Origin of the sequence: Candidatus Thiodubiliella endoseptemdiera (genome assembly GCF_964212635.1) — a bacterium.
Classification (GTDB): domain Bacteria; phylum Pseudomonadota; class Gammaproteobacteria; order PS1; family Pseudothioglobaceae; genus Thiodubiliella; species Thiodubiliella endoseptemdiera.
On sequence record NZ_OZ156463.1, the window covers coordinates 313,002 to 337,674 of the forward strand.

At 41.8% G+C, this 24,673-nt stretch carries 2 protein-coding genes; both read right to left on the reverse strand.

Annotated features, from left to right (window positions below):
- Window positions 1–20: 20 nt before the first annotated feature.
- Window positions 21–11,672 (reverse strand): FG-GAP-like repeat-containing protein, encoded by an 11,652-nt coding sequence (locus AB8525_RS01745; protein ID WP_369178231.1) that lies wholly within the window; start codon window positions 11,670–11,672, stop codon window positions 21–23.
- A gap of 86 nt (window positions 11,673–11,758) precedes the next feature.
- Entirely contained in the window at window positions 11,759–24,667 is a 12,909-nt protein-coding gene (locus AB8525_RS01750) for an FG-GAP-like repeat-containing protein (RefSeq protein ID WP_369178232.1), read from the reverse strand.
- Window positions 24,668–24,673 lie beyond the last annotated feature (6 nt).

The window sequence follows — 24,673 nt, forward strand, 5'->3', positions numbered from 1 at the left end:
GTTTTTATAGGTGTCTTACTTTATACAAGAATAAGATTATCAGTTATAAAGTGCCCTAATGCAACTGTGTCGGGAGTAGGGGAGCCACCAATACCAGAAACCCCTTGTAGATTGATAACCAAATCAGCAACATCATCTGTAACCGTGCCATCAGCATCAATCGTTAGTTTGGCACTACCTGCAGTGCCAGTATCTGACACTGTAATATATTTATCAATATTAGCAAAAAGTGTCGCTTGGTTACCACTAGCGGTAATAAAATCTTTTAAATCTAATTTATCACCACCAGCACCAAATATGAAGCCAGTTATGGTGTCTTCGCCATTATCTGTATTTGCATAAACAAAAATATCACTGCCTGCACCGCCATTTATAGTGTCGTTGCCTGCACCACCATTTATAGTATCGTCACCTGCACTACCCGTTATAGTATCGGCTTTATCGGTGCCGATATAAAAATTATATGCAAATGCCCAAGTTTTACCTGAGGTATTATCAATACCTGCAAAGTCATTACCCGAGGTGTCAGTTATAACGCCTGATGCCATTTTGATGTAATAAACACCTGAAGTTAAACTACTTGGGTTAAGAGTGAGTGTTGTGTCGCTAATATTAGCATTAGTAATGCTAATAGTTGCAACTTTTTCTGCGCTATTCCAGATTTCAACAATGCCACCATTTGTTTTGATGTTTTCAGAAAACTCAATTACTAGATTTGAAGGCTTGCCTAAGACATTGGTATCGCTGGTTTTTTCTGTAAAGGTTGGAACTTGCCCATCTACAGAAGAAGGTTGTTGATTGTAGTAATATTTAAGGGTGCCACCAACCTCACCCACCACCAAATCTAGGTCGCCATCACCGTCAATATCGACTAGGGTTGGTTTGGAGCGATACCCCACATCGATGCCATTAAAAGGATTGTCATCTCCAGTTTTTGCTTCATAAGCAGGGTTAGAAGTAGTGCCTGTATTTTGATAGTATTTAAGGGTGCCATCATCCTCACCCACCACCAAATCTAGGTCGCCATCGCCGTCAATATCGGCTAGGGTTGGTGAGGCAGCACTTCCCACATCAATGCCATTAAAAGGATTGCTGTCTCCAGTTTTTGCTTCATAAGCAGGGTTAGAAGTAGTGCCTGTATTTTGATAGTATTTAAGGGTGCCATAATACTCACCCACCACCAAATCTAGATCGCCATCGCCATCAATATCGGCTAGGGCTGGTTTGGAAGAATATCCCACATCAATGCCATTAAAAGGATTGTCATCTCCAGTTTTTACTTCATAAGTAGGGCTAGAAGCAGAGCCTGTATTTTGATAGTATTTAAGGGTGCCATAAACCTCACCCACCACCAAATCTAGGTCGCCATCGCCGTCAATATCAGCCAAGGTTGGTGTGGAATAATACCCCACATCAATGCCATTAAAAGGATTGTCATCTCCAGTTTTTGCTTCATAAGCAGGGTTAGAAGTAGTGCCTGTATTTTGATAGTATTTAAGGGTGCCATAAGACTCACCCATCACCAAATCTAGGTCGCCATCGCCGTCAATATCGGCCAGGGTTGGTGCAGATAAATCCCCCACATCAATACCCTCAAAAGGATTATTGCCCGAACCTGTTTTTTCAATATACTCAAGCTTAGTCTTAGCCAACACTACTCTATCAGCGGTAAATACTGGTGCATTACCTGCGACATCTGTTATATTATTTAGCGTAATATCGCTTGTTGGATTGTCAATATCAAAGTCTGTAGCGGCAATGCTATCTCCAGCTTGAACACTATATTTAAACACCAGTTTCTTATCACCTGCAGTTGTAGAGGCAGTTTTATCCAAAACAAAGTCTTTGCCTGCAATGACCACTTTAGAGTCTGTGGTGTTATTAAGTTTCAAGGTCTCACTCATTGTCAGTGTTAGGCTGATAATATCGCCTGCCTTAAAAGCAGATTGCCCTGCTGGAATATTGCTTAGAGTCCATGGATTGGTCGTGATTGGAGTTGGGTTAATGGTGTCATAAGTTACTGCTGTGCTAGTGATAATTGTTGAATTGGTGCCATCACTAAGCGTTACTACAGCCGTGTAGGTTTTTCCATCGGCTAATTCAGATGGCATAGCAGAATGTGCGAGTGTCCAGGTGCCGTCAGCTGCAACAGCTGGTAATCCTGAAGTTATTGCTGTGCCTACTGTATTACTACCTTCAAAAAACTCAATCTTAGTAATAGATAAGGTACCTGCTCCCGCTACTGTGCCTGAGAGTGCGGTTGCGTCTTTTTCACTATAATTAATGTAGTTATCATCGGCACCTATCCAAGCGATTGTGGTAAAAAGTGCTTTGGTTTCAAATGCCCATTGGTTAGTATCTTTAGTAATGGCAGCAGCATCGTTACCCGCTATGTCAGTTACTGTGCCTGCATCCATGGTGATATAGTAACTGCCTTGGGTTAATTTATTATCAGTTAAACCTAATGCTGACACATCAATGGTGAGTTTATCGCCAGCAATGCTGAATTTAGTTGTCTCAGCAATATTAATGGTTGCTATTACTCCATCATCACTACCTTTAATAACAATACTACCTGTACTACCTGCTTGAATGTCTTCATTAAAATCAAGCATCAGGTCTGAGGTTTCACCCAATTCGGCCGAAGCTTGTGTTGTTAGAGTTGGGGCTTGTCCATCTACAGAAGAAGGTTGTTGATTGTAGTAGTATTTAAGGGTGCCATAAACCTCACCCACTACCAAATCTAGATCACCATCGCCATCAATATCGGCTAGGACTGGTGCGGAATAACGCCCCACATCAATGCCATTAAAAGGATTGCTACCTCCAGTTTTTGCTTCATAAGCAGGGTTAGAAGTAGTGCCTGTATTTTGATAGTATTTAAGGGTGCCATCATTCTTACCTACCACCAAATCCAGGTCGCCATCGCCGTCAATATCGGCTAGGGTTGGTTTGGAAGAATATCCCACATCAATGCCATTAAAAGGATTACTATCTCCAGTTTTTACTTCATAAGCAGGGTTAGAAGTAGTGCCTGTATTTTGATAGTATTTAAGGGTGCCATAATTCTCACTCACCACCAAATCTAGGTCGCCATCGCCGTCAATATCGGATAAGGTTGGTGCGGAATAAATCCCCACATCAATGCCATTAAAAGGATTGTCATCTCCAGTTTTTACTTCATAAGCAGGGTTAGAAGTAGTGCCTGTATTTTGATAGTATTTAAGGGTGCCATAATACTCACCCACCACCAAATCTAGGTCACCATCGCCGTCAATATCGGCCAGGGTTGGTGTGGAATAATTCCCCACATCAATGCCATTAAAAGGATTACTATCTCCAGTTTTTACTTCATAAGCAGGGTTAGAAGTAGTGCCTGTATTTTGATAGTATTTAAGGGTGCCATAAGCCTCACCCACCACCAAATCTAGGTCGCCATCGCCGTCAATATCGGCTAGGGTTGGTTTGGAGCGATCCCCCACATCAATACCCTCAAAAGGATTATTACCCAAACCTATTTTTTCAATATACTCAAGCTTAGTCTTAGCCAACACTACTCTATCAGCGGTAAATACTGGTGCATTACCTGCGACATCTGTTATATTATTTAGCGTAATATCGCTTGTTGGATTGTCAATATCAAAGTCTGTAGCGGCAATGTTATCTCCAGCTTGAACGCTATATTTAAACACCAATTTCTTATCACCTGCAGTTGTAGAGGCAGTTTTATCCAAAACAAAGTCTTTGCCTGCAATGACCACTTTAGAGCCTGTGGTGTTATTAAGTTTCAAGGTCTCGCTCATTGTCAGTGTTAGGCTGATAACATCGCCTACCTTAAAAGCAGATTGTCCTGCTGGAATATTGCTTAGAGTCCATGAGTTAGTAGCCGTTGGAGTTGGGGCTTGTCCATCTACAGAAGAAGGTTGTTGATTGTAATAATATTTAAGGGTGCCATTCTTCTCACCCACCACCAAATCTAGGTCGCCATCACCATCAATATCAGCTAGGGTTGGTTTGGAGTAAAGCCCCACATCAATGCCATTAAAAGGATTGTCATCTCCAGTTTTTGCTTCATAAGCAGGGTTAGAAGTAGTGCCTGTATTTTGATAGTATTTAAGGGTGCCATCACTCTCACCTACCACCAAATCTAGGTCGCCATCGCCGTCAATATCGACTAGGATTGGTGTGGAATAATACCCCACATCAATGCCATTAAAAGGATTGTCATCTCCAGTTTTTACTTCATAAGCAGGGTTAGAAGTAGTGCCTGTATTTTGATAGTATTTAAGGGTGCCATTCCTCCCACCCACCACCAAATCTAGGTCGCCATCGCCGTCAATATCGGCTAAGGTTGGTGCGGAATAAATCCCCACATCAATGCCATTAAAAGGATTGTCATCTCCAGTTTTTACTTCATAAGCAGGGTTAGAAGTAGTGCCTGTATTTTGATAGTATTTAAGGGTGCCATAATACTCACCCACCACCAAATCTAGGTCGCCATTGCCGTCAATATCGGCTAGGGTTGGTGCGGAAAGATTCCCCACATCAATGCCATTAAAAGGATTGTCATCTCCAGTTTTTACTTCATAAGCAGGGTTAGAAGTAGTGCCTGTATTTTGATAGTATTTAAGGGTGCCATTAATCTCACCCACCACCAAATCTAGGTCGCCATCGCCGTCAATATCGGCTAGGGTTGGTTTGGAGCGATCCCCCACATCAATACCCTCAAAAGGATTATTGCCCAAACCTATTTTTTCAATATACTCAAACTTAGCCAACACTACTCTATCAGCGGTAAATACTGGTGCATTACCTGCGACATCTGTTATATTATTTAGCGTAATATCGCTTGTTGGATTGTCAATATAAAAGTCTGTAGCGGCAATGCTATCTCCAGCTTGAACGCTATATTTAAACACCAGTTTCTTATCACCTGCAGTTATAGAGGCGGTTTTATCCAAAACAAAGTCTTTGCCTGCAATGACCACTTTAGAGCCTGTGGTGTTATTAAGTTTCAAGGTCTCACTCATTGTCAAAGTTAGGCTGATAACATCCCCTGCCTTAAAAGCAGATTGTCCTGCTGGAATATTGCTTAGAGTCCATGAGTTAGTAGCCGTTGGAGTTGGGGCTTGTCCATCTACAGAAGAAGGTTGTTGATTGTAGTAGTATTTAAGGGTGCCATCATTCTTACCCACCACCAAATCCAGGTCGCCATCGCCGTCAATATCGGCTAGGGTTGGTGCGGAAATATTCCCCACATCAATGCCATTAAAAGGATTACTACCTCCAGTTTTTACTTCATAAGCAGGGTTAGAAGTAGTGCCTGTATTTTGATAGTATTTAAGGGTGCCATTATCCTCACCCACTACCAAATCTAAATCACCATCGCCGTCAATATCGGCTAGGGTTGGCCTGGAAGAATCCCCCACATCAATGCCATTAAAAGGATTGTCATCTCCAGTTTTTGCTTCATAAGCAGGGTTAGAAGCAGTACCTGTATTTTGATAGTATTTAAGGGTGCCAGCACTCTCACCCACCACCAAATCTAGGTCGCCATCGCCGTCAATATCGGCTAGGATTGGTGAGGAAGAATATCCCGCATCAATGCCATTAAAAGGATTGCTGTTTCCAGTTTTTACTTCATAAGCAGGGTTAGAAGTAGTGCCTGTATTTTGATAGTATTTAAGGGTGCCAGCACTCTCACCCACCACCAAATCTAGGTCGCCATCGCCATCAATATCGGCTAGGGTTGGTTTGGCAGAATATCCCACATCAATGCCATTAAAAGGATTGTCATCTCCAGTTTTTGCTTCATAAGCAGGGTTAGAAGTAGTGCCTGTATTTTGATAGTATTTAAGGGTGCCATAAAGCTCACCCACTACCAAATCTAGGTCGCCATCGCCGTCAATATCAGCCAAGATTGGCGTGGAATAACTTCCCACATCAATACCCTCAAAAGGATTATTGCCCGAACCTATTTTTTCAATATACTCAAGCTTAGTCAACACTACTCTATCAGCGGTAAATACTGGTGCATTACCTGCGACATCTGTTATGTTATTTAGCGTAATATCGCTTGTTGGGTTGTCAATATCAAAGTCTGTAGCGGCAATGCTATCTCCAACTTGAACGCTATATTTAAACACCAGTTTCTTATCACCTGCAGTTGTAGAGGCGGTTTTATCCAAAACAAAGTCTTTGCCTGCAATGACCACTTTAGAGCCTGTGGTGTTATTAAGTTTCAAGGTCTCGCTCATTGTCAGGGTTAGGCTGATAACATCGCCTGTCTTAAAAGCAGATTGTCCTGCTGGAATATTGCTTAGAGTCCATGAGTTAGTAGCCGTTGGAGTTGGGGCTTGTCCATCTACAGAAGCAGGTTGTTGATTGTAGTAATATTTAAGGGTGCCATTCTCCTCACCCACCACCAAATCTAGGTCGCCATCGCCGTCAATATCGGCTAGGGTTGGTGCGGAAAAATTTACCACATCAATGCCATTAAAAGGATTACTATCTCCAGTTTTTACTTCATAAGCAGGGTTAGAAGTAGTGCCTGTATTTTGATAGTATTTAAGGGTGCCAGCACTCTCACCCACCACCAAATCTAGGTCGCCATCGCCGTCAATATCGGCTAGGGTTGGTGCGGAATAACGCCCCACATCAATGCCATCAAAAGGATTGCTGTTTCCAGTTTTTACTTCATAAGCAGGGTTAGAAGTAGTACCTGTGTTTTGATAGTATTTAAGGGTGCCATAAGACTCACCCATCACCAAATCTAGGTCGCCATCGCCGTCAATATCGGCCAGGGTTGGTGCGGAAAAATTCCTCACATAAATGCCATTAAAAGGATTGCTATCTCCAATTTTTACTTCATAAGCAGGGTTAGAAGTAGTGCCTGTATTTTGATAGTATTTAAGGGTGCCATTCTGCTCACCCACCACCAAATCTAGGTCGCCATCGCCGTCAATATCGGCCAGGGTTGGTGTGGAATAATTCCCCACATCAATACCATTAAAAGGATTACTATCTCCAGTTTTTACTTCATAAGCAGGGTTAGAAGTAGTGCCTGTATTTTGATAGTATTTAAGGGTGCCAGCACTCTCACCCACCACCAAATCTAGGTCGCCATCGCCGTCAATATCAGTCAAGATTGGCGTGGAATAACTTCCCACATCAATACCCTCAAAAGGATTATTGCCCGAACCTGTTTTTTCAATATACTCAACCTTAGCCAACACTACTCTATCAGCGGTAAATACTGGTGCATTACCTGCGACATTTGTTATATTATTTAGCGTAATATCGCTTGTTGGATTGTCAATATCAAAGTCTGTAGCGGCAATGCTATCTCCAGCTTGAACACTATATTTAAACACCAGTTTCTTATCACCTGCAGTTGTAGAGGCAGTTTTATCCAAAACAAAGTCTTTGCCTGCAATGACCACTTTAGAGCCTGTGGTGTTATTAAGTTTCAAGGTCTCGCTCATTGTCAGTGTTAGGCTGATAACATCGCCTGCCTTAAAAGCAGATTGTCCTGCTGGAATATTGCTTAGAGTCCATGAGTTAGTAGCCGTTGGAGTTGGGGCTTGTCCATCTACAGAAGAAGGTTGTTGATTGTAGTAATATTTAAGGGTGCCATTAGCCTCACCCACTACCAAATCTAAATCACCATCGCCGTCAATATCGGCTAGGGTTGGTTTGGAAGAATATCCCACATCAATGCCATTAAAAGGATTGTCATCTCCAGTTTTTGCTTCATAAGCAGGGTTAGAAGTAGTGCCTGTATTTTGATAGTATTTAAGGGTGCCATAAGCCTCACCCATCACCAAATCCAGGTCGCCATCGCCGTCAATATCGGCTAGGGTTGGTGAGGAAGAATATCCCACATCAATGCCATTAAAAGGATTGTCATCTCCAGTTTTTGCTTCATAAGCAGGGCTAGAAGTAGTGCCTGTATTTTGATAGTATTTAAGGGTGCCATAAAGCTCACCCACTACCAAATCTAGATCACCATCGCCATCAATATCAGCCAAGTTTGGCGTGGAATGATGTCCCACATCAATGCCATTAAAAGGATTGCTATCTCCAGTTCTTGCTTCATAAGCAGGGTTAGAAGTAGTGCCTGTGTTTTGATAGTATTTAAGGGTGCCATCATTCTCACCCACTACCAAATCTAGATCACCATCGCCATCAATATCAGCTAGGGTTGGTGCGGAATAAATCCCCACATCAATGCCATTAAAAGGATTATTGCCTCCAGTTTTTGCTTCATAAGCAGGGCTAGAAGTAGAGCCTGTATTTTGATAGTATTTAAGGGTGCCATCATCCTTACCCACCACCAAATCTAGATCACCATCGCCATCAATATCAGCCAAGGTTGGTGTGGAATAATACCTCACATCAATACCCTCAAAAGGATTATTGCCCAAACCTGTTTTTTCAATATACTCAAGCTTAGTCTTAGCCAACACTACTCTATCAGCGGTAAATACTGGTGCATTACCTGCGACATCTGTTATATTATTTAGCGTAATATCGCTTGTTGGGTTGTCAATATCAAAGTCTGTAGCGGCAATGCTATCTCCAGCTTGAACGCTATATTTAAACACCAGTTTCTTATCACCTGCAGTTGTAGAGGCAGTTTTATCCAAAACAAAGTCTTTGCCTGCAATGACCACTTTAGAGCCTGTGGTGTTATTAAGTTTCAAGGTCTCGCTCATTGTCAGTGTTAGGCTGATAACATCCCCTACCTTAAAAGCAGATTGTCCTGCTGGAATATCGCTTAAAGTCCATGGATTGGTCGTGATTGGGGTTGGGTTAATGGTGTCATAAGTTACTGCTGTGCTAGTGCTAATTGCTGAATTGGTGCCATCACTAAGCGTTACTACAGCCGTGTAGGTTTTTCCATCGGCTAATTCAGATGGCATAGCAGAATGTGCGAGTGCCCAAGTGCCGTCAGCTGCAACAGCTGGTAATCCTGAAGTTATTGCTGTGCCTACTGTATTACTACCTTCAAAAAACTCAATCTTAGTAATAGATAAGGTACCTGCTCCCGCTACTGTGCCTGAGAGTGCGGTTGCGTCTTTTTCACTATCATTAATGTAGTTATCATCGGCACCTATCCAAGCGATTGTGGTAGAAAGTGCTTCGGCTGTAGCGTCTTCATTGTCAGTAATGGTTACAGCTGGTGCAACCGTATCAACTTTAAAATCACCTATTTTCTCTATCGCTGGGTTACCAGCAGTATCTTTTATATTGACTTTATAGCTGTAAGTTTGTCCATGGGTTAATGCTTGTAAATCTGTGGCTGCAACAGTAATGGTTGCACTATTGTTGGTAACAGTACCTGTATAAGTTTTTTGGTTAATAACTAGTGAGACTTCTTGATTGTTTTCTACACCAGTTGTGGCAACTGTTACAGTGCCATTGCTGTTGTCTTCAATAGCGTTTAAAATATCTCCCCAGTTTAGTGTAATGTCTCCAATAGTTGGTACAACACCATCAACATTACGGTCTAATTCAACAGGATAAGTGCCTGTGGTGGCAACTATATTACCTGCTACATCGGTTACCCCTGTCAAGGTAATTGCACTTTCATTGGTAATCTCAAAATCTGCTTTATTGATACTATCATCGACTTTGACAGTGTAAGTAAAGAATAATTGTTTTAACTCATCTACTGATGCCCCTGCTTTGGCGGCACCTTTGCCGGTATCTAGTGTAAATTCCTTATTACCAATGGTCACTTTGCTACTGGTAGCATTGCTTAACGAGAGTGCTTCATTGGTTGTCATGGTTAACTCAATAACATCACCTACTTTAAAGCCCGATTGCCCATCTGTTGGTGAGTTGACTGCCCAGCTTGTTATGATTGGGGCAGCAGTGTCAATTAAAACAGGGGTGGTATTGCCACCTGTACTTGTACCACCACCTGTTGAAGATAAATTTATCTCAATCGTATAGGTCTCACCACTGACTAAAGTCGGTATTTTACTATTGGCTAATGTCCATTCGGTACCATCGGCAGATGCAAAAGTGGGTAGATTACTGGTCTCTACAACTCTGTCATTGGCTGTTGTTCCACTGGTTGCTTTAAATGTAATAGCACTGATAACAACGCCTGTTGCACCGCTAGAATTTGTTAATGTGCCTTGAATGGCAAGTGTGCTAGATTCACTGGCATTGATGCCATTGTCGCTAACAGAGTTACCGCTTGCATCTACCCATTGTGCTGTGGTGGTGAATGAATAGACCAGAAAGCCCCAACCACTATTGCTGTCAATACCCTCATAATTATTACCTGCAGTATCTTTAAAAGTGCCTGCATCAATTTTGACATAGTAATTCTTATTGGCTATTAAATCACTACCTGGATTAATAGTGATAATTTTTTTGGTGCTATCAAGACTAACTTGGTTAGCTATATCAATCGTAATAAGAGTGTCAGAGTTGGCTTTATCATAAATGACAATACTGCCTGCTGTGTTTATTGTAACTGCCTCTAAAAAGGTCATCGTTAAGTTTTCATTAGGTGCCATATTGCCACTGAGTTCTGCTACTGGGGCTTTGGTGTCAATTGCTTGCTCGTTATTTGCTGCTGTTGTGCTGTAAGCATTGCCCGCACTGTCTGTAATTGCAGGATTAGCAGACACTGACACTGTTAAGTTAGAACCTACATCTAGGTCACTGCTAGGTACAACGGTCAAGGTATAGACTTTACCTGCATCAGCAGGTGTTGTGCTGGCAATTAAATCAGTACCTGTCTTAATAGCACCATTGCTGATGTTGATAACACTTTTATCAAAACCTGTTACTGCTTCACTAAAGGTAAAGGTATAGGTGATTGTATCGCCAGTTTTAAGGGTTAAAGCATCAGCCTTGTCATCGCTGATAATCAAAGTTGGGGCTTGAGTATCAAAACTTTGATTATTGCTGGCAGCAACTGATTTTAGTGCTGTGTTAACTTTAGAAGTAGCAGCATCAACGGCTACTGTAAGGCTTATTATGCCTTTACTGTTTGCAGGAGGGGTTAGTGCTAAAGTATAGACACTTTCACTACCATTAACAGAGGTAAAAGCGCCTTTTGTGCCACCTGTAACTGTAATATCATTTGCATTAAAATCTGTTACTGCTTCATCAAAGGTGAAGGTATAGGTAATAACTTCACCAATTTTAGCGGTGTTGGACTTGTCATCAGTAATACTTAAACCAATCCCCAAACCTGGAGTTGACTCACTGTTGTCAATATCAGTGGATTCAATTCTCTTAAAAGCGCCTGTATTTAAATTTAATAGCCCGTCATTGCCGGTTATATCAATCTTAACAAAACCATTTGCAAAATAAACCCTGTCGCCATTAGAGGCTATGAAGGAGACTTCTTCTTGGTATTCAGTACCGTTAATATTAACAGTTCTTTTGAAGGTGTAGGTATTGCCATCTAGTGTTTGTTCGTAGTTGTTAAAAGTGCCGGTTAAATAAATTGAATCATTGCCACCTGTTGAAGTAAGCCCTGTTGCATCGACTTTGGTGCCTTGTCCTACATAGACGGCATCGTCTCCACTATTGCCAGATGCTTTTAATGCTTGTCCGTGAGATTCAAGTCCGGTGATATCGGAATACCAGTTGACGAAGAAGCCGTTGGTGTTGCTGATGAAGTATTTTGTTTGTCCTGGCATGGGGTTGTCCTTTGTGTTGTTATAACTGATTATTAATTATACATATTTACTTATTCCTTTAAGTTTAAGTTTTTTATTAGTTTACCTTATACAAGAATAAGATTATCAGTTATAAAGTGCCCTAATGCAACTGTGTCGGGAGTAGAGGAGCCACCAATACCAGAAACCCCTTGTAGATTGATAACCAAATCAGCAACATCATCTGTAACCGTGCCATCAGCATCAATCGTTAGTTTGGCACTACCTGCAGTGCCAGTATCTGACACTGTAATATATTTATCAATATTAGCAAAAAGTGTCGCTTGGTTACCACTAGCAGTAATAAAATCTTTTAAATCTAATTTATCACCACCAGCACCAAATATGAAGCCAGTTATGGTGTCTTCGCCATTATCTGTACTTGCATAAACAAAAATATCACTGCCTGCACCGCCATTTATAGTGTCGTTGCCTGCACCACCATTTATAGTATCGTCACCTGCACTACCCGTTATAGTATCGGCGTTATCGGTGCCGATATAAAAATTATATGCAAATGCCCAAGTTTTACCTGAGGTATTATCAATACCTGCAAAGTCATTACCCGAGGTGTCAGTTATAACGCCTGATGCCATTTTGATGTAATAAACACCTGAAGTTAAACTATTTGGGTTAAGAGTGAGTGTTGTGTCGCTAATATTAGCATTAGTAATGCTAATAGTTGCAACTTTTTCTGCGCTATTCCAGATTTCAACAATGCCACCATTTGTTTTGATGTTTTCAGAAAACTCAATTACTAGATTTGAAGGCTCGCCTAAGACATTGGTATCGCTGGTTTTTTCTGTAAAGGTTGGAACTTGTTCATCTACAGACAGAGGTTGTTGAGCTTGTCCATCTACAGGTTGTTGATTGTAGTAGTATTTAAGGGTGCCATTCTCCTCACCCACCACCAAATCTAGGTCGCCATCACCATCAATATCAGCCAAGTTTGGCGTGGAATAACCTCCCACATCAATGCCATTAAAAGGATTGTCATCTCCAGTTTTTGCTTCATAAGCAGGGTTAGAAGTAGTGCCTGTATTTTGATAGTATTTAAGGGTGCCAGCACTCTCACCCACCACCAAATCTAGGTCGCCATCGCCGTCAATATCGGCTAGGGTTGGTGCGGAAAAAACCCCCACATCAATGCTATTAAAAGGATTACTACCTCCAGTTTTTACTTCATAAGCAGGGTTAGAAGTAGTGCCTGTATTTTGATAGTATTTAAGGGTGCCATAATACTCACCCACCACCAAATCTAGGTCGCCATCGCCGTCAATATCGGCTAGGGTTGGTGAGGCAGCATTTCCCACATCAATGCCATTAAAAGGATTGCTATCTCCAGTTTTTACTTCATAAGCAGGGTTAGAAGTAGTGCCTGTATTTTGATAGTATTTAAGGGTGCCATAAAGCTCACCCACCACCAAATCTAGGTCGCCATCGCCGTCAATATCGGCTAGGGTTGGTTTGGAAGAACGCCCCACATCAATGCCATTAAAAGGATTGTCATCTCCAGTTTTTGCTTCATAAGCAGGGTTAGAAGTGGTGCCTGTATTTTGATAGTATTTAAGGGTGCCATACATCTCACCCACCACCAAATCCAGGTCGCCATCGCTGTCAATATCGGCTAGGGTTGGTTTGGAAAAATCCCCCACATCAATACCCTTAAAAGGATTATTGCCCGAACCTGTTTTTTCAATATACTCAAGCTTAGTCAACACTACTCTATCAGCGGTAAATACTGGTGCATTACCTGCGACATCTGTTATATTATTTAGCGTAATATCGCTTGTTGGATTGTCAATATCAAAGTCTGTAGCGGCAATGCTATCTCCAGCTTGAACGCTATATTTAAACACCAGTTTCTTATCACCTGCAGTTGTAGAGGCGGTTTTATCCAAAACAAAGTCTTTGCCTGCAATGACCACTTTAGAGCCTGTGGTGTTATTAAGTTTCAAGGTCTCGCTCATTGTCAGTGTTAGGCTGATAACATCGCCTGTCTTAAAAGCAGATTGTCCTGCTGGAATATTGCTTAGAGTCCATGAGTTAGTAGCCGTTGGAGTTGGGGCTTGTCCATCTACAGAAGAAGGTTGTTGATTGTAGTAGTATTTAAGGGTGCCATAAGCCTCACCCACTACCAAATCTAGATCACCATCGCCATCAATATCGGCTAGGACTGGTGCGGAATAACGCCCCACATCAATGCCATTAAAAGGATTGCTATCTCCAGTTTTTACTTCATAAGCAGGGTTAGAAGTAGTGCCTGTATTTTGATAGTATTTAAGGGTACCATACATCTCACCCACCACCAAATCCAGGTCGCCATCGCCGTCAATATCGGCTAGGGTTGGTTTGGAAGAACGCCCCACATCAATGCCATTAAAAGGATTGTCATCTCCAGTTTTTGCTTCATAAGCAGGGTTAGAAGTAGTGCCTGTATTTTGATAGTATTTAAGGGTGCCATAAGCCTCACCCATCACCAAATCCAGGTCGCCATCGCCGTCAATATCGGCTAGGGTTGGTGAGGAAGAATATCCCACATCAATGCCATTAAAAGGATTGTCATCTCCAGTTTTTGCTTCATAAGCAGGGCTAGAAGTAGTGCCTGTATTTTGATAGTATTTAAGGGTGCCATAAAGCTCACCCACCACCAAATCTAGGTCGCCATCGCCGTCAATATCGGCTAGGGTTGGTAAGGAATAACCTCCCACATCAATGCCATTAAAAGGATTATTGCCTCCAGTTTTTGCTTCATAAGCAGGGCTAGAAGTAGAGCCTGTATTTTGATAGTATTTAAGGGTGCCATCATCCTTACCCACCACCAAATCCAGGTCGCCATCGCCGTCAATATCGGCTAGGGTTGGTTTGGAAAAATACCCCACATCAATACCCTCAAAAGGATTATTGCCCGAACCTGTTTTTTCAATATACTCAACCTTAGCCAACACTACTCTATCAGCGGTAAATACTGGTGCATTACCTGCGACATCTGTTATATTATTTAGCGTAATATCGCTTGTTGGATTGTCAATATCAAAGTCTGTAGCGGCAATGTTATCTCCAGCTTGAACGCTATATTTAAACACCAATTTCTTATCACCTGCAGTTGTAGAGGCAGTTTTATCCAAAACAAAGTCTTTGCCTGCAATGACCACTTTAGAGCCTGTGGTGTTATTAAGTTTCAAGGTCTCACTCATTGTCAAAGTTAGGCTGATAACATCCCCTGCCTTAAAAGCAGATTGTCCTGCTGGAATATTGCTTAGAGTCCATGAGTTAGTAGCCGTTGGAGTTGGGGCTTGTCCATCTACAGAAGCAGGTTGTTGATTGTAGTAATATTTAAGGTTGCCATTCTCCTCACCCACCACCAAATCTAGGTCGCCATCGCCGTCAATATCGGCTAGGGTTGGTGCGGAAAAATTTACCACATCAATGCCATTAAAAGGATTGTCATCTCCAATTTTTGCTTCATAAGCAGGGTTAGAAGTAGTGCCTGTGTTTTGATAGTATTTAAGGGTGCCATTATTCTCACCCACCACCAAATCTAGGTCTCCATCGCCGTCAATATCGGCTAGGGTTGGTGAGGAAAAATATCCCACATCAATGCCATTAAAAGGATTGTCATCTCCAGTTTTTGCTTCATAAGCAGGGTTAGAAGTAGTACCTGTATTTTGATAGTATTTAAGGGTGCCATAAAACTCACCCACCACCAAATCTAGGTCGCCATCGCCGTCAATATCGGCTAGGGTTGGTTTGGAATAATACCCCACATCAATGCCATTAAAAGGATTGTCATCTCCAGTTTTTGCTTCATAAGCAGGGTTAGAAGTAGTACCTGTATTTTGATAGTATTTAAGGGTGCCATAAAACTCACCCACCACCAAATCCAGGTCGCCATCGCTGTCAATATCGGCTAGGGTTGGTGCGGAATAAATCCCCACATCAATGCCATTAAAAGGATTATTGCCTCCAGTTTTTGCTTCATAAGCAGGGCTAGAAGTAGAGCCTGTATTTTGATAGTATTTAAGGGTGCCATTATCCTTACCCACCACCAAATCTAGGTCGCCATCGCCGTCAATATCAGCCAAGATTGGCGTGGAATAACTTCCCACATCAATACCCTCAAAAGGATTATTGCCCGAACCTATTTTTTCAATATACCCAACCTTAGCCAACACTACTCTATCAGCGGTAAATACTGGTGCATTACCTGCGACATCTGTTATATTATTTAGCGTAATATCGCTTGTTGGATTGTCAATATCAAAGTCTGTAGCGGCAATGTTATCCCCAGCTTGAACACTATATTTAAACACCAGTTTCTTATCACCTGCAGTTATAGAGGCGGTTTTATCCAAAACAAAGTCTTTGCCTGCAATGACCACTTTAGAGCCTGTGGTGTTATTAAGTTTCAAGGTCTCACTCATTGTCAGTGTTAGGCTGATAACATCGCCTGCCTTAAAAGCAGATTGTCCTGCTGGAATATCGCTTAGAGTCCATGAGTTAGTAGCCGTTGGAGTTGGGGCTTGTCCATCTACAGAAGAAGGTTGTTGATTGTAGTAATATTTAAGGTTGCCATTCTCCTCACCCACCACCAAATCTAGGTCGCCATCGCCGTCAATATCGGCTAGGGTTGGTGAGGAAGAATGCCCCACATCAATGCCATTAAAAGGATTGCTGTCTCCAGTTTTTGCTTCATAAGCAGGGTTAGAAGTAATGCCTGTGTTTTGATAGTATTTAAGTGTGCCATTACTCTCACCCACCACCAAATCTAGGTCGCCATCGCCGTCAATATCGGCTAGGGTTGGTGCGGAAATATTCCCCACATCAATGCCATTAAAAGGATTACTATCTCCAGTTTTTACTTCATAAGTAGGGTTAGAAGTAGTGCCTGTATTTTGATAGTATTTAAGGGTGCCAGCACTCTCACCCACCACCAAATCTAGGTCGCCATCACCGTCAATATCGGCTAGGGTTGGTCCGGAATAAATCCCCACATCAATGCCATCAAAAGGATTGCTGTTTCCAGTTTTTACTTCATAAGCAGGGTTAGAAGTAGTGCCTGTATTTTGATAGTATTTAAGGGTGCCATAAAGCTCACCCACCACCAAATCTAGGTCGCCATCACCGTCAATATCGGCTAGGGTTGGTAAGGAAGCACTTCCCGCATCAATGCTATTAAAAGGATTGCTATCTCCAGTTTTTGCTTCATAAGCAGGGTTAGAAGTAGTTCCTGTATTTTGATAGTATTTAAGGGTGCCATAAATCTCACCCACCACCAAATCCAGGTCGCCATCACCGTCAATGTCAGCCAAGGTTGGTGTGGAATAATACCCCACATCAATACCCTCAAAAGGATTATTGCCCGAACCTATTTTTTCAATATACTCAAACTTAGCCAACACTACTCTATCAGCGGTAAATACTGGTGCATTACCTGCGACATCTGTTATATTATTTAGCGTAATATCGCTTGTTGGGTTGTCAATATCAAAGTCTGTAGCGGCAATGCTATCTCCAACTTGAACGCTATATTTAAACACCAGTTTCTTATCACCTGCAGTTGTAGAGGCAGTTTTATCCAAAACAAAGTCTTTACCTGCAATGACCACTTTAGAGCCTGTGGTGTTATTAAGTTTCAAGGTCTCACTCATTGTCAAAGTTAGGCTGATAACATCCCCTGCCTTAAAAGCAGATTGTCCTGCTGGAATATTGCTTAGAGTCCATGAGTTAGTAGCCGTTGGAGTTGGGGCTTGTCCATCTACAGAAGCAGGTTGTTGATTGTAGTAGTATTTAAGGGTGCCACCAACCTCACCCACCACCAAATCTAGGTCGCCATCGCCGTCAATATCGGCTAGGGTTGGTGAGGAAGAATACCCCACATCAATGCCATTAAAAGGATTGTCATCTCCAATTTTTGCTTCATAAGCAGGGTTAGAAGTAGTGCCTGTATTTTGATAGTATTTAAGGGTGCCATTACCTCCACCCACCACCAAATCTAGGTCGCCATCGCCGTCAATATCGGCTAGGGTTGGTTTGGAATGATACCCCACATCAATGCCATTAAAAGGATTACTATCTCCAGTTTTTGCTTCATAAGCAGGGTTAGAAGTAGTACCTGTGTTTTGATAGTATTTAAGGATGCCATAAGCCACACCCACCACCAAATCTAGGTCGCCATCGCCGTCAATATCGGCTAGGGTTGGTGCGGAATAATGCCCCACATCAATGCCATTAAAAGGATTATTGCCTCCAGTTTTTGCTTCATAAGCAGGGTTAGAAGTAGTGCCTGTATTTTGATAGTATTTAAGGGTGCCATTATACCCACCCACCACCAAATCTAGGTCGCCATCGCCGTCAATATCGGCTAGGGTTGGTGAGGAATAACCTCCCACATCAATGCCATTAAAAGGATTATTGCCTCCAGTTTTTGCTTCATAAGCAGGGTTAGAAGTAGTGCCTGTATTTTGATAGTATTTAAGGGTGCCATAATTCTCACCCACCACCAAATCTAGGTCGCCATCGCCGTCAATATCGGCTAGGGTTGGTCTGGAATAATCTCTCACATCAATGCCATTAAAAGGATTATTGCCCAAACCTATTTTTTCAATATACTCAACCTTAGCCAACACCACTCTATCAGCGGTAAATACTGGTGCATTACCTGCGACATCTGTTATATTATTTAGCGTAATATCGCTTGTTGGGTTGTCAATATCAAAGTCTGTAGCGGCAATGCTATCTCCAGCTTGAACGCTATATTTAAACACCAGTTTCTTATCACCTGCAGTTGTAGAGGCGGTTTTATCCAAAACAAAGTCTTTGCCTGCAATGACCACTTTAGAGCCTGTGGTGTTATTAAGTTTCAAGGTCTCGCTCATTGTCAGTGTTAGGCTGATAACATCCCCTGCCTTAAAAGCAGATTGTCCTGCTGGAATATTGCTTAGAGTCCATGAGTTAGTAGCCGTTGGAGTTGGGGCTTGTCCATCTACAGAAGAAGGTTGTTGATTGTAATAATATTTAAGGTTGCCATTCTCCTCACCCACCACCAAATCTAGGTCGCCATCGCCGTCAATATCGGCCAGGGTTGGTGTGGAATAATTCCCCACATCAATGCCGTTAAAAGGATTGCTGTCTCCAATTTTTGCTTCATAAGCAGGGTTAGAAGTAGTGCCTGTATTTTGATAGTATTTAAGGGTGCCAGCACTCTCACCCACCACCAAATCTAGGTCGCCATCGCCGTCAATATCGGCTAGGGTTGGTGCGGAATAACGCCCCACATCAATGCCATCAAAAGGATTGCTGTTTCCAGTTTTTACTTCATAAGCAGGGTTAGAAGTAGTGCCTGTATTTTGATAGTATTTAAGGGTGCCATTCTGCTCACCCACCACCAAATCTAGGTCGCCATCGCCGTCAATATCGGCCAGGGTTGGTGCGGAAAAATTCCTCACATAAATGCCATTAAAAGGATTGCTATCTCCAGTTTTTACTTCATAAGCAGGATTAGAAGTAGTGCCTGTATTTTGATAGTATTTAAGGGTGCCATAAAGCTCACCCACTACCAAATCTAGATCACCATCGCCATCAATATCAGCCAAGGCTGGTGTGGAATAATACCCCACATCAATGCCATTAAAAGGATTACTATCTCCAGTTTTTACTTCATAAGCAGGGTTAGAAGTAGTGCCTGTATTTTGATAGTATTTAAGGGTGCCAGCACTCTCACCCACCGCCAAATCTAGGTCGCCATCGCCGTCAATATCAGCCAAGATTGGCGTGGAATAACTTCCCACATCAATACCCTCAAAAGGATTATTGCCCGAACCTGTTTTTTCAATATACTCAACCTTAGCCAACACTACTCTATCAGCGGTAAATACTGGTGCATTACCTGCGACATCTGTTATATTATTTAGCGTAATATCGCTTGTTGGATTGTCAATATCAAAGTCTGTAGCGGCAACGCTATCTCCGGCTTGAACGCTATATTTAAACACCAGTTTCTTATCACCTGCAGTTGTAGAGGCAGTTTTATCCAAAACAAAGTCTTTGCCTGCAATGACCACTTTAGAGCCTGTGGTGTTATTAAGTTTCAAGGTCTCACTCATTGTCAAAGTTAGGCTGATAACATCCCCTGCCTTAAAAGCAGATTGTCCTGCTGGAATATTGCTTAGAGTCCATGAGTTAGTAGCCGTTGGAGTTGGGGCTTGTCCATCTACAAAAAAAGATTGTTGATTGTAATAATATTTAAGGGTGCCATCATCCTTACCCATCACCAAATCCAGGTTGCCATCGCCGTCAATATCGGCTAGGGTTGGTGCGAAAAATTCCCCCACATTAATGCCATTAAAAGGATTACTATCTCCAGTTTTTGCTTCATAAGCAGGGTTAGAAGTAGTACCTGTATTTTGATAGTATTTAAGGGTGCCATAAACCTCACCCACTACCAAATCTAGATCACCATCGCCATCAATATCAGCCAAGGTTGGTGTGGAGTAAAGCCCCACATCAATGCCATTAAAAGGATTGTCATCTCCAGTTTTTGTTTTATAAGCAGGGTTAGAAGTAGTGCCTGTATTTTGATAATATTTAAGGGTGCCATAAAGCTCACCCACTACCAAATCTAGATCACCATCGCCATCAATATCAGCCAAGTTTGGCGTGGAACGATGTCCTACATCAATGCCATTAAAAGGATTGCTACCTCCAGTGTTTGTTTTATAAGCAGGGTTAGAAGTAGTGCCTGTATTTTGATAATATTTAAGGGTGCCATTATTCTCACCCACCACCAAATCTAGGTCGCCATCGCCGTCAATATCGGCTAGGGTTGGCGTAGCAAAATCCCCCACATCAATGCCATTAAAAAGATTGCTATCTCCAGTTTTTACTTCATAAGCAGGGTTAGAAGTAGTGCCTGTATTTTGATAGTATTTAAGGGTGCCATCATACTTACCCACCACCAAATCTAGGTCGCCATCGCCGTCAATATCAGCCAAGATTGGCGTGGAATAACCTCCCACATCAATGCCATTAAAAGGATTATTGCCCGAACCTATTTTTTCAATATACTCAAGCTTAGTCTTAGCCAACACCACTCTATCAGCGGTAAATACTGGTGCATTACCTGCGACATCTGTTATATTATTTAGCGTAATATCTCTTGTTGGATTGTCAATATCAAAGTCTGTAGCGGCAATGCTATCTCCAGCTTGAACACTATATTTAAACACCAGTTTCTTATCACCTGCAGTTGTAGAGGCAGTTTTATCCAAAACAAAGTCTTTGCCTGCAATGACCACTTTAGAGTCTGTGGTGTTATTAAGTTTCAAGGTCTCACTCATTGTCAGTGTTAGGCTGATAATATCGCCTGCCTTAAAAGCAGATTGCCCTGCTGGAATATTGCTTAGAGTCCATGGATTGGTCGTGATTGGAGTTGGGTTAATGGTGTCATAAGTTACTGCTGTGCTAGTGATAATTGTTGAATTGGTGCCATCACTAAGCGTTACTACAGCCGTGTAGGTTTTTCCACCGGCTAATTCAGATGGCATAGCAGAATGTGCGAGTGCCCAAGTGCCGTCAGCTGCAACAGCTGGTAATCCTGAAGTTATTGCTGTGCCTACTGTATTACTACCTTCAAAAAACTCAATCTTAGTAATAGATAAGGTACCTGCTCCCGCTACTGTGCCTGAGAGTGCGGTTGCGTCTTTTTCACTATCATTAATGTAGTTATTATCGGCACCTATCCAAGCGATTGTGGTAGAAAGTGCTTTGGTTGCAAATACCCATTGGTTAGTATCTTTAGTAATGGCAGCAGCATCGTTACCCGCTATGTCAGTTACTGTGCCTGCATCCATGGTGATATAGTAACTGCCTTGGGTTAATTTATTATCAGTTAAACCTAATGCTGACACATCAATGGTGAGTTTATCGCCAGCAATGCTGAATTTAGTTGTCTCAGTAATATTAATGGTTGCTATTACTCCATCATCACTACCTTTAATAACAATACTACCTGTACTACCTGCTTGAATGTCTTCATTAAAATCAAGTATCAGGTCTGAGGTTTCACCCAATTCGGCCGAAGCTTGTGTTGTTAGGATTGGGGCAGTGTTGTCCACTACCACATCATTAGATTCAGCTGAAATAAGTGCTGTTGCAGTGAGTGCATTTGGCGCAAGGGTATCAATAACCTGAATATCATTTGCTGCAACCATATTTCTATTACCAGCAATATCTACAAATTTATCAGCAGCAACGCTAACTTCTAGATTGCCTTGAGTATCTGTATTAGGCACAACAACTAAGGTATAGGCTTTATTGGCATTAACACCTGTGGTAACCAATACTAAATCAGCACCACCTTTAATAGTGCCATTGGTAATAACAATGTCCTCTTTGGTAAACTCTGTTACTACCTCGTTAAAGGTAAAGGTAAAGATGATTTCTTCACCTGCTTTGGTTGTAGCGTCTTCATTATCGGTAATGGTCAAGGTTGGTGCAACCGTATCAACTTTAAAATCACCTATTTTCTCTATCGCTGGGTTACTAGCAGTATCTTTTATATTGACTTTATAGCTGTAAGTTTGTCCATGGGTTAATGCTTGTAAATCTGTAGCTGTAACAGTAATGGTTGCACTATTGCTGGTAACAGTGCCTGTATAAGTTTTTTGGTTAATAACTAGTGAGACTTCTTGATTGTTTTCTACACCAGTTGTGGCAACTGTTACAGTGCCATTTCTGTTGTCTTCAATAGCGTTTAAAATATCTCCCCAGTTTAGTGTAATGTCTCCAATAGTTGGTACAACACCATCAACATTACGGTCTAATTCAACAGGATAAGTACCTGTGGTGGTAACTATATTACCTACTACATCGGTTACCCCTGTCAAGGTAATTGCACTTTCATTGGTAATCTCAAAATCTGCTTTATTGATACTATCATCGACTTTGACAGTGTAGGTAAAGAATAATTGTTTTAACTCATCTACTGATGCCCCTGCTTTGGCGGCACCTTTGCCGGTATCTAGTGTAAATTCCTTATTACCAATGGTCACTTTGCTACTGGTAGCATTGCTTAACGAGAGTGCTTCATTAGTTGTCATGGTTAGCTCAATAACATCACCTACTTTAAAGCCTGATTGTCCATCTGTTGGTGAATTGACTGCCCAGCTTGTTATGATTGGGGCAGCAGTGTCAATTAAAACAGGGGTGGTATTGCCACCTGTGCTTGTGCCGCCGCCTGTTGAAGATAAATTTATCTCAATCGTATAGGTCTCACCACTGACTAAAGTCGGTATTTTACTATTGGCTAATGTCCATTCGGTACCATCGGCAGATGCAAAAGTGGGTAGGTTACTGGTATCTACAACTTTGTCATTGGCTGTTCCACTGGCTGCTTTAAATGTAATAGCACTGATAACAACGCCTGTTGCACCGCCAGAATTTGTTAATGTGCCTTGAATGGCAAGTGTGCTAAATTCACTGGCATTGATACCATTGTCGCTAACAGAGTTGCCACTTGCATCTACCCATTGTGCTGTGGTGGTGAATGAAGAAACCAGAAAGCCCCAACCACTATCGCTGTCAATACCCTCGTAATCATTACCTGCAGTATCTTTAAAAGTGCCTGCATCAATTTTGACATAGTAATTCTTGTTGACTGTTAAATCACTACCTGGATTAATAGTGATAATTTTTTTGGTGCTATCAAGACTAACTTGGTTAGCTATATCAATCGTAATAAGAGTGTCAGAGTTGGCTTTATCATAAATGACAATACTGCCTGCTGTGTTTATTGTAACTGCCTCTAAAAAGGTCATCGTTAAGTTTGCATTAGGTGCCATATTGCCACTGAGTGCTGCTACTGGGGCTTTGGTGTCAATTGCTTGCTCGTTATTTGCTGCTGTTGTGCTGTAAGCATTGCCCGCACTGTCTGTAATTGCAGGATTAGCAGACACTGACACTGTTAAGTTAGAACCTACATCTAGGTCACTGCTAGGTACAACGGTCAAGGTATAGACTTTACCTGCATCAGCAGGTGTTGTGCTGGCAATTAAATCAGTACCTGTCTTAATAGCACCATTGCTGATGTTGATAACGCTTTTATCAAAACCTGTTACTGCTTCACTAAAGGTAAAGGTATAGGTGATTGTATCGCCAGTTTTAAGGGTTAAAGCATCAGCCTTGTCATCGCTGATAATCAAAGTTGGGGCTTGAGTATCAAAACTTTGATTATTGCTGGCAGCAACTGATTTTAGTGCTGTGTTAACTTTAGAAGTAGCAGCATCAACGGCTACTGTAAGGCTTATTATGCCTTTGCTGTTTGCAGGAGGGGTTAGTTCTAAAGTATAGACACTTTCACTACCATTAACAGAGGCAAAAGTACCTTTTGTACCGCCTGTAACTGTAATATCATTTATATCAAAATCTGTAACTGCTTCATCAAAAGTAAAGGTATAGGTAATAACTTCACCAACTTTAGCGGTGTCGGACTTGTCATCAGTAATACTTAAACCAATCCCCAAACCTGGAGTTGACTCGCTGTTGTCAATATCAGTGGATTCAATTCTCTTAAAAGCGCCTGTATTTAAATTTAATAGCCCGTCATTGCCGGTTATATCAATCTTAACAAAACCATTTGCAAAATAAACCTTGTCGCCATTAGAGGCTATGAAGGAGACTTCTTCTTGGTATTCAGTACCGTTAATATTAACAGTTCTTTTGAAGGTGTAGGTATTGCCATCTAGTGTTTGTTCGTAGTTGTTAAAAGTGCCGGTTAAATAAATTGAATCACTACCACCTGTTGAGGTAAGTCCTGTTGCATCGACTTTGGTGCCTTGCCCTACATAGACGGCATCGTCTCCACCATTGCCAGATGCTTTTAATGCTTGTCCGTGAGATTCAAGTCCGGTGATATCGGAATACCAGTTGACGAAGAAGCCGTTGGTGTTGCTGATGAAGTATTTTGTTTGTCCTGGCATGAGATT